The sequence below is a fragment of the Negativicutes bacterium genome (assembly GCA_021372785.1).
Lineage (GTDB): Bacteria > Bacillota > JAAYKD01 > JAAYKD01 > JAAYKD01 > JAJFTT01.
The window spans coordinates 1-8,014 of sequence record JAJFTT010000056.1 but is presented as its reverse complement, the minus strand read 5'-3'; the positions used below and the strand labels follow the sequence as shown (position 1 = coordinate 8,014).

Annotated in this window: 7 protein-coding genes; 1 reads left to right on the top strand and 6 read right to left on the bottom strand. The window is 45.8% G+C overall.

All coding sequences use genetic code 11. The features are described from left to right. Positions 1-528: 528 nt before the first annotated feature. The 4 genes from LLG09_07475 to LLG09_07460 form a co-directional block, all read right to left on the bottom strand. Positions 529-1,644, bottom strand: coding sequence for a plasmid pRiA4b ORF-3 family protein (locus LLG09_07475; protein ID MCE5196951.1), 1,116 nt, complete (start codon positions 1,642-1,644; stop codon positions 529-531). Positions 1,645-1,738: 94 nt separating this feature from the next. Further along, positions 1,739-2,209: a YkgJ family cysteine cluster protein gene (locus LLG09_07470; GenBank protein ID MCE5196950.1), complete on the bottom strand. Its 471-nt coding sequence runs from the start codon at positions 2,207-2,209 to the stop codon at positions 1,739-1,741. A 543-nt stretch (positions 2,210-2,752) separates the two neighbouring features. Continuing rightward, positions 2,753-3,937, bottom strand: coding sequence for a GTP-binding DUF697 domain-containing protein (locus tag LLG09_07465; GenBank protein MCE5196949.1), 1,185 nt, complete (start codon positions 3,935-3,937; stop codon positions 2,753-2,755). A 315-nt stretch (positions 3,938-4,252) separates the two neighbouring features. Beyond that, entirely contained in the window at positions 4,253-4,624 is a 372-nt protein-coding gene (locus LLG09_07460; GenBank protein ID MCE5196948.1) for a hypothetical protein, read from the bottom strand. A 564-nt stretch (positions 4,625-5,188) separates the two neighbouring features. Between LLG09_07460 and LLG09_07455 the strand changes: the two genes are divergently transcribed. Beyond that, complete coding sequence (locus LLG09_07455) at positions 5,189-6,361, top strand: IS110 family transposase (protein MCE5196947.1); 1,173 nt, start codon at positions 5,189-5,191, stop codon at positions 6,359-6,361. Positions 6,362-6,607: 246 nt separating this feature from the next. Here LLG09_07455 and LLG09_07450 read toward each other — a convergent pair whose 3' ends face one another. Together LLG09_07450 and LLG09_07445 are read right to left on the bottom strand one after the other, a co-directional pair. Then, positions 6,608-7,018 carry an NUDIX hydrolase gene (locus tag LLG09_07450; GenBank protein ID MCE5196946.1) on the bottom strand — a complete coding sequence of 137 codons (411 nt, stop codon included), beginning with the start codon at positions 7,016-7,018 and terminating at the stop codon, positions 6,608-6,610. 482 nt (positions 7,019-7,500) lie between these two features. Next, positions 7,501-7,887 (bottom strand): zinc ribbon domain-containing protein, encoded by a 387-nt coding sequence (locus LLG09_07445; GenBank protein ID MCE5196945.1) that lies wholly within the window; start codon positions 7,885-7,887, stop codon positions 7,501-7,503. Between the last annotated feature and the right edge of the window lie 127 nt (positions 7,888-8,014).

The following is an 8,014-nucleotide window of genomic DNA, read 5'->3' as shown; positions in this document are numbered from 1 at the left end:
TTTGCCGGCAGCTAAATATCTGCCTGGCAAATAAGCCTACCACATCATCTCTCAAAAGAAATAACCTTTCGCGGCATAAACGCTACTCATACGGTTTGTATTCATACCGAGGAATTTACACACTTTTATGGACTTGACTTTACATTTGCAAGGGATGACTTTGCCACCTTCGGGTGGCTTTTTGTCGCTTGAGGGTGGTTATTTGACGCTTACAAAAAGTGCAAAGTTGATAGCGATAAAAACCCGTCCAAACTGAAATGCGATTTTAGTTTGGACGGGTTTTCTATCGTTTTGGGATCAATACCAACCGGCGCAACAGTAAGCGCCAGGGTTGCCGGACAGAACGCGGCAAAAGAATACTGCCAGGCCAGTTTCTTTTGGTAAAAACAGCACTCTCACTGCAAGATGCAACCGTGTTGTACACCATAGTCAATGCCTGTGTTTTTTCATCGCACTGCAGCGGGGGTTGAGGAGCCTATTTTTTTGAAATAGGAATGGTATCATCATTTTTATAGTTCGCTCTCAAGATCAACGCAGAAGATAACTTGACCTTGCACTTTTGCTTAAACCATAGTTCACTTGTTCAAGATTGAAAGGCTCGCAGCACATGTCTTCCAGCCAGCTTTTGATATGCGGATATTCCTCATCCTGAGGATTGGCCAGAATTCTCAGCATTTCGGCATAACCGCTGGGCCCGCCGACATCCTCCGGCGGCGCGTCCCCCTCACCGGCCAGGCAAACAGGAGCATTTTTATCGTAATCCTCCACGATGCGAACAAGGCGGATGTGATGAATCCAATCGTCGCCAAAATCGTAATTGTAGATAATATGATCGTAGCTTGGGAAAATCTCGGACAGACAGACGTCTTGATCCATCCGCGTGGTTTCACCTTCAAATTCATCCTCACGCGGGAAGCCGATCAGCGTATATTTCAATCTGCCGTTGGGATAACGTTCAATCCAGAACTCGTGCAGATGATAGTCCTGCCAGCAGAAAAGCTGCTGCAAGCCGTGATGCAACTGCTGAAAGGTGTAACTCAGCGGCACAACAATGCGCCGGCGGCAAACGCTCTCCAACTCCAGCACCACTTCCAGCTCAGCGGCGCGGCAGCGATACGGCGGGGTATCGTAACGAGCGGAAAGATCCGCCGCCAACTTCTCAAAGGGAATGAAATAGCCCTTAACGGGAGTGCTTTTGTTGGTAATTAGATCGTAATTCAGCGAAAGCAAAATTTGGCGCTGCAGCAGCTCGTCTGGCGTCAACACCTCCGCATACCATGCAACCCTTTCACAAAGTTTGTTCAAACGCGCCACGTTGGTACGATTGGCCGTCCTGGTGAAGGTTACGCTCTCACCGCAGTCGGACAGATAACGATCGATCAGCTCCGGACTGATGCACTCAGTTTCCAGACAAGCCCGGATGCCATCCAGCAGCAGCTGATCCAGTACTTTGATATCCTTGGCCTTAACCCCATACAGCACAAAACCGTAACGCGACGAATCGTTGGCTGCCACCACAACATGCCGACGATTGAGTGTGATCAGATGCGCGCTCCAGGACAGCAGCGGTTCTATGCCGGCATCCGCCGGTCCGCCTTTTTTGCCGAGGTAATCCAAAAGTTTTTTTGTGCAGCCCAGTTGCATGACGCGACCTCTTTTCTTTTTAAATTGACTGGATATAAATGCAAAAGCTTAAAAAATTAATATTCTCTTCTTCTCTGGAACTGATACTCGTCTTTCAGTCTTTCGAACATCTCAAAAACAACCGGGCAAATACCGGCTGATTCCGCAGTGAAAAATAAACTAAATAATCTTTCCGGTTGTCCGTATAGGGATAGTCCCGACAGCTGTCGGGTTTGCATGCTTCAATTTCACAGCTGCCGTCTTCTTTGAGAAAATGGCACGGCTGGGCATTGAACTGATACTGTCCAAACTCTTCAAGCACGTATTTTTGCCTAAAATCAGATTCGGTCATCTTTAGGAAAGCCGCAATCCGGCTCAATTCTGCTTGCTTCAGGCCCGCGGAGTATTCCTTGCAGCAATTTCTGCATTTACTGCAATCATAATCAGCAAACAACTCTTTGTGCAATTTTAGAAACTGCTCATCCAGTTCTTGCTCATCTGCATGCGCTTTCAGATAGAGTCTGAAGTCAGCATTTTCTGTTTCGACTTTCTGATAGGCATCTTTCATTTTTGCCGGTTCTATCATTGCACGATCCTCCCAAAATTAAAATGGCAGCTCATCATGAGAAGCAAAGAAAAGATCCCGAAGGGCTAGGCCACCCTTCTCATCATTCTGGTCTGAGAATATACAAATGGAATACGGCATATCGCTTTTCGGGTGAAATTTCCTCTTGGAACTTCCTGCGCTGACCGGTATTGCTGTGGTATTAAGCCGTTATTTGTTCTTGCCATTGTATCATATATTCCATCACACTTAAAATAAGTCCTTCTATGGTTATATCCATTTGGAGTCGAAAATTGCACATTTCTTCGGATCTCTTCTCTTAACGCAAGTTATCATCCGTCCCGCTAAAATCGGGCGACGGTTCCGCTTCCATCATGCTCAGTTTCTATATGAGATTCATTCCCCGACCGGAACGCTCGATCAAACCGCATAAGGCCAGTATCGCCGCAATTCGGCGGTAACGCGGCGACTGACGGCTAAGGATATATCCTTAGCCCCCAACCAAGCTGCGCATTGAAGGTTGATGTATAGAAGTTTGTTTCGCTTTACGGACAAAGCTGAAATTTACTTTTTTTTATCGTCAGGCGCGCTGAATGAATTCTGAAATACATCGCTGATTATTTGGGCAATGGTCTTTTTATCAGTGTTATTCGTGATTTTTTCTACTACGGTTTTGACAATATCTATTAATTGAGAGGTGAATTTTGTCTCTATCGCCTTTTTTACCCAATCAATATCCGCCATGCTCTTTTTTCCCAAATATACTTGTTCAAACGCATAGGTTGCTCCTTCACCCAGCATGGCTACAATGCTGCCGGCAATAACTGCATTCAAAACACTGACACCCAGATTGATCCCGGGAATCGCTTTCAACGCATTTACTGCCGATTTTGCTGCCACACTTACGGTTCCAATTTCTACAATAGACTCAAAGAATTTCTTCGACTCTTCATTTTTATTCGTTTCATATACTCGAGCAATAGCATTGACCAGAGCTATTTCGATTGGGGTGAGTATGACAGCGTCAGGAAACGGGATCGGAACTGCTCCAACAACAACTGCTGCTGTGATTGACATTCCGGTGATTCCATGAGCCAGCGCTCTCTTGCGATTGAGTTTGAATGTATCCACATCTGCTTGACTCGCCTTTATTCCTTCAGGCATCAATTCATTGGTCGCATCGATCAGTTCAGTAATCCCCTCAGGGGCTGCATACGCATTCTCATTCAGCACATAGGTAGATGCAACAACCGGAATTACTTTACGCAAATTCTTTGTGTAGCGTTTTTGTTTGGCAAATGCGTTGTTCACCATATCTATATTTTTTACTCTTTCCGGAACGGAATAGGATTTCGTAATTACGACAATCACCGGGACGGTCTTCCACACTGATGTTGCTTTTGAAAGATCTACGATGGTTTTTGGAAACAGTTTACTTGATGTTCCTTCAACACAAAACCAAATCACATTGATCTGATTATCTTTGTGGCCTTCTTGAGCACTCTTTTTCGACCATTTTTTTACAGCATTAATCGCCTTGTTTTCTTTTAGAAAGGAAGAGGTAGGTTCAAACCCCAATGTATCGATGATACGAAAAGGTATCTTTTCACTAGTGTATATCGTTAATTCTTTTGTTGTTCCCTCTGTACCCCAACCGGTTTCCGCCCTTTCTTGACCAAGAACGGCATTAATCAACGTTGATTTGCCAACTCCTGAATTACCGATCACTAATACATTTCCTCTTTCCATTATACATTATTTCCTTTCTTGTAATGCTCAGATTTGAACGGTTTCACCCTTCTATTCCTATCTATCCTGTGTAAATGCCTTTGCCGGATCTCTTTGTAATCTTTTCTTGTGATAACCACCTTTTACTCACCTCTGCCCTGAGCATATCTCAAGGATTACAGTTATTCAAGTGGTATACTTTCCGATCAGCATTTTTCGCTTTCTGGTATACTTTCAGATTAGCATATATATCCGTCGTCGGCCATTGGAAAAATACTATCCTTTTCTCCTATTTGACGCCATGTATCATCTGTCTGTTCGAAAGCTGTTTTTGCCTCACATCAGCTCCGGATCTTCCTGTTGTTCTTGTTCCTGTTTCTCCCGGTCCAACTTTTCCTGTTTCTTCTGTTCCCAATCCCGTTTTTCTTGTTCTCGCTTCGCCTGCTCCTGCTTTTTTTGTTCTTCCCTTTTCTTCTGATCATACATGGCATAGCGCCAGAGCAAATAAGTCGCAGTTCCAAATATCAGAGCCTGCGTTCCGGGACCTGGGTTCAATTCCAATATAATCCAGAGCGGGGGGATAACGATCACCAAAAACAGCAAAGAGGTTACAAAACAACCGGGTCCTCTCCCGCCGCCGGAAGGTCCGCTCGGTTCGTTGCTGTTTTGACCAACCAAATACCAAAAGGTTTTATCATAGTCACTCATTTTTTTTGAACTCCTTTCGATGATCAGTTCATCGCCAGGTTTGAAGACGAGACAGCAGGGTTACGGCGGAACGGTCAAGACCGTTCCCTACAATTGCCCAATGTGCTTCATCCTTTGGTCCATGTATTTTGGCGTTTGTATACATACCGTTGCATGTCAGTTATTAACATTGTGCAAGGTAGGGAATGGTCTTGACCATTCCGCGTTACCCATAAGCATAAGCATATCAAGCTGATTTATGCGATACGTTGCGAAACGGTCAAGACCGTTCCCTCGTATATACTAGTAGTGCCAAGGTAACTCATTTACAGGGTACAGGAAGCGAGCCAAAGCCACTCTTTAGGTATCCAAGGGGTTTGCCCTTTGTGGTATAATTTTGTCAGGCAGAGGTCAACGTACTGTTCCCTGGGAATCGTTCCTGTGATGTAGAGTGTTGCCTCTGATCTGACAGAAATCTGCGTATTGGCTGGATAGGGTAAAATCCTTGTATTTCACGCGAGGTTGCAGCTGTCAGCGTCAGAGAGATCATCCTTTGCCGCATTCCAGTTTGAGGAGTTGCTGTAAATGATTACTTTTGGCGTAGACATCGGTAAATTCCGTCACCAGGCGATCGCGGTGGACGCCAGTGGTCAAGCGCTGGCTCCCTCGTTTGCATTTGAAAATTCCGAAGAGGGCTTTCAATTGTTTTTGCAGAAGGTCGCTTTTTACCAAAAGCAAGATACGATTTGCGTCGGCATGGAAGCCACCGGTCATTACTGGCTGAATCTTTATTGTGCTTTACTCGATTTAGGAATTGAATTGCATGTGGTCAATCCCCTGCTCACCGACGCCATACGGCGCATGTCTGTCCGTAAAACCAAGACGGATACGGTGGATTGCGGTTATATCGCGGATGTGATCCGCATGGGTCGTTATTCCGATGTAGCAGTGCAAACGGAGGATGTCCAGAACTTGCGCGAGTTATGCCGTTACCGTTGTTCTTTGGTTGATGAGATTGCAAAACACAAAAACCATGTAATTGGTGTGTTGGATCACCTTTTTCCGGAATATCACAAGCTATTTTCCAATATTTTCGGTAAAACTTCGCTGGAGTTGCTCAGCAAGTATCCGTCACCGGATGCCATTCTGAAGCTCGGCACAAAACGGTTGGCTGATTTTTTAGCGAAGCATTCCCACGGCAGTTTCGGTGAGGAAAAAGCGCTCGAGATCCGCAGCGCCTGCAGACACACTGTTGGTGTGAATAGAGCGAACGCTGCTCTATGCTTTGAATTACACCAAACCGTGGATCTGATTCAATTCATTGAAGAACAGATTGACGCAATTGAGAATAAGATTGAGCAGATCTATTCCCAATGTGAATGCTATTTGGATACTATTATTGGCGTGGGAGTCACTTCGGCTGCGGTGATCTACTCGGAAATCGGCAATATTGATAATTTTGAAAATCCGAAGAAACTGGCGGCGTTTGCCGGTATTGATCCTTCGATTAAACAATCCGGTAATTTCACTTCAACGCACAACACGATGTCGAAGCGAGGCTCACCTTATCTGCGCAGAGCGCTCTGGAATGCCGCAACGGTTGCTGCGCAAAAAGATCCGGTCATGTCTGCTTTTTACCAGAAGAAACGCGACGAAGGAAAAGACTATATGACGGCTATTGGGGCTGTTACACATAAATTATGCAACATTGTTTTCGCTGTCTTAAGGGATAAAAAGCCTTATGTTCCCAGAATATAATTTTCATTTTGCCACTTGACGTTTGATAGCTGGCTACATTTGGTGAATCTTTGTAATCGTGAGCGAAAGAATATGTTACGAGAGGGGTTACGACGTGGTTGGTTACGGCGGAGATAGTTAAGGCGACAAATTGAAAACTTTGTGATCGTAAGGCGAAATAGCTTGTTATGCAAACGGTTATGACGACGAAATAGTTACAGCGAGATTGCAAATTGGAAGCCGCTTGGTCGTAAGGCGAGAGAGCATCTAAAACTTCTGCGCGGTGGGATCGTTCAGCATGGCTAAGATATGGCCGATATTACCGTGACCGGCAAAAACAGTTTCGTCAAAGAAGTTCTGCTCTGTTGGTAACCAAAGCAGTTGGTTTTCCGTGCCATGCACCGCAAACGGCTGTTTTAATTTGCCCACAAAGACCTGCAGCAGCAGATCATCCAAGTAATAAGTGAAGTCCATAAAATGACGCAGGTCAATCAGTTGCGGCGGGATGCCGGTTTCTTCCTGCAGTTCACGGTAAGCAGCTTGCAGCGGCTCTTCTCCCGGCTCCAGTTTGCCGCCCACAAAGTTATACAAGCCCAGAAAGGGTTTCTTGCGGCGTTTGCAAAAGAGCAGATTTTCTCCGGTTGGATCATAGACCACCACAATATTTAAGGCTCGCATTTTTCTCGCTTCCTCTCTGCTCACACCGCCGGTGTTTTTTTGTTTTTTTAAAGGATAACTCCTGTTTCATGCTTATCAACATTTGCTCGCAGCGCCGATTTTTTAAATTTGTTACAAGAAGGATTACGACGCACGATGGTTACGACGAGGGAAGTTACGACGAGGATGGGTTACGGCGGAACGGTCAAGACCGTTCCCTACATTTGGTAAAAGTCTAGTGGCCGTGAGGCAGACTAATATATTACAGGAGGGATGACGACGGGGATGGTTACGACGAGGATGGTTACGGCGGAACGGTCAAGACCGTTCCCTACATTTGGTAAAAGTCTAGTGGCCGTGAGGCGGAATAATATATTACAAGAGGGATGACGACGAAAGATGGTTACGACGGGGATGGGGACGACGAGGATGGGTTACGGCGAGGATGGGTTACGGCGAAAGATGGTTACGACGAGGGTAGGTTATGGCAGTAAGTTGATTTTTTAGAGTTTCTTGCCGCATTGGCGGCAATAGCTGTAATCTTCCTCTACGGCGGCGCCGCAATAGGGGCAAAATTGTCCGTCGCTTTGGGCTGCCGCGGGGTCAGTCTGCTCGGGAGCTGCGCCAAAGTGCTGATTCAGCGGGTCTGCTTCTTCGCTTCCATCGGTAATATCAAAAGCAGAGTAGCGCTGTTCCGCAGTGGCATTGCGGATATTGTAAATTCCGCTGACAACCGCCATCAGGACAAAAAAGACACCAAACAGGCTAAAGAAACCGGGTGCGCCCATGGAAGCGGCGGCAAAAGTCCAGACGATGCCAAAGACTCCCACCGCCAGGGAAGTGATACCGCTCATCATGGAGGGACCGCGTCCGGGTTTGATACTTTTCATTGTTGGTTCAACTGCCTTTCTTTTCTTACTCTATTCGCTTACAATTAGATCGCAAGATGCCGTATTCGCTTACAATTAGATCGCAAGATGCCGTATTCGCTTACAATTAGATCGCAAGATGCCGTAT

Bases quoted from the DNA above. Each gene is read 5' to 3' on its own strand.
- LLG09_07455 (MCE5196947.1), top strand. From the start codon at position 5,189: ATGATTACTTTTGGCGTAGACATCGGTAAATTCCGTCACCAGGCGATC.
- LLG09_07460 (MCE5196948.1), bottom strand. From the start codon at position 4,624: ATGAGTGACTATGATAAAACCTTTTGGTATTTGGTTGGTCAAAACAGC.
- LLG09_07465 (MCE5196949.1), bottom strand. From the start codon at position 3,937: ATGGAAAGAGGAAATGTATTAGTGATCGGTAATTCAGGAGTTGGCAAA.
- LLG09_07470 (MCE5196950.1), bottom strand. From the start codon at position 2,209: ATGATAGAACCGGCAAAAATGAAAGATGCCTATCAGAAAGTCGAAACA.
- LLG09_07450 (MCE5196946.1), bottom strand. From the start codon at position 7,018: ATGCGAGCCTTAAATATTGTGGTGGTCTATGATCCAACCGGAGAAAAT.
- LLG09_07475 (MCE5196951.1), bottom strand. From the start codon at position 1,644: ATGCAACTGGGCTGCACAAAAAAACTTTTGGATTACCTCGGCAAAAAA.
- LLG09_07445 (MCE5196945.1), bottom strand. From the start codon at position 7,887: ATGAAAAGTATCAAACCCGGACGCGGTCCCTCCATGATGAGCGGTATC.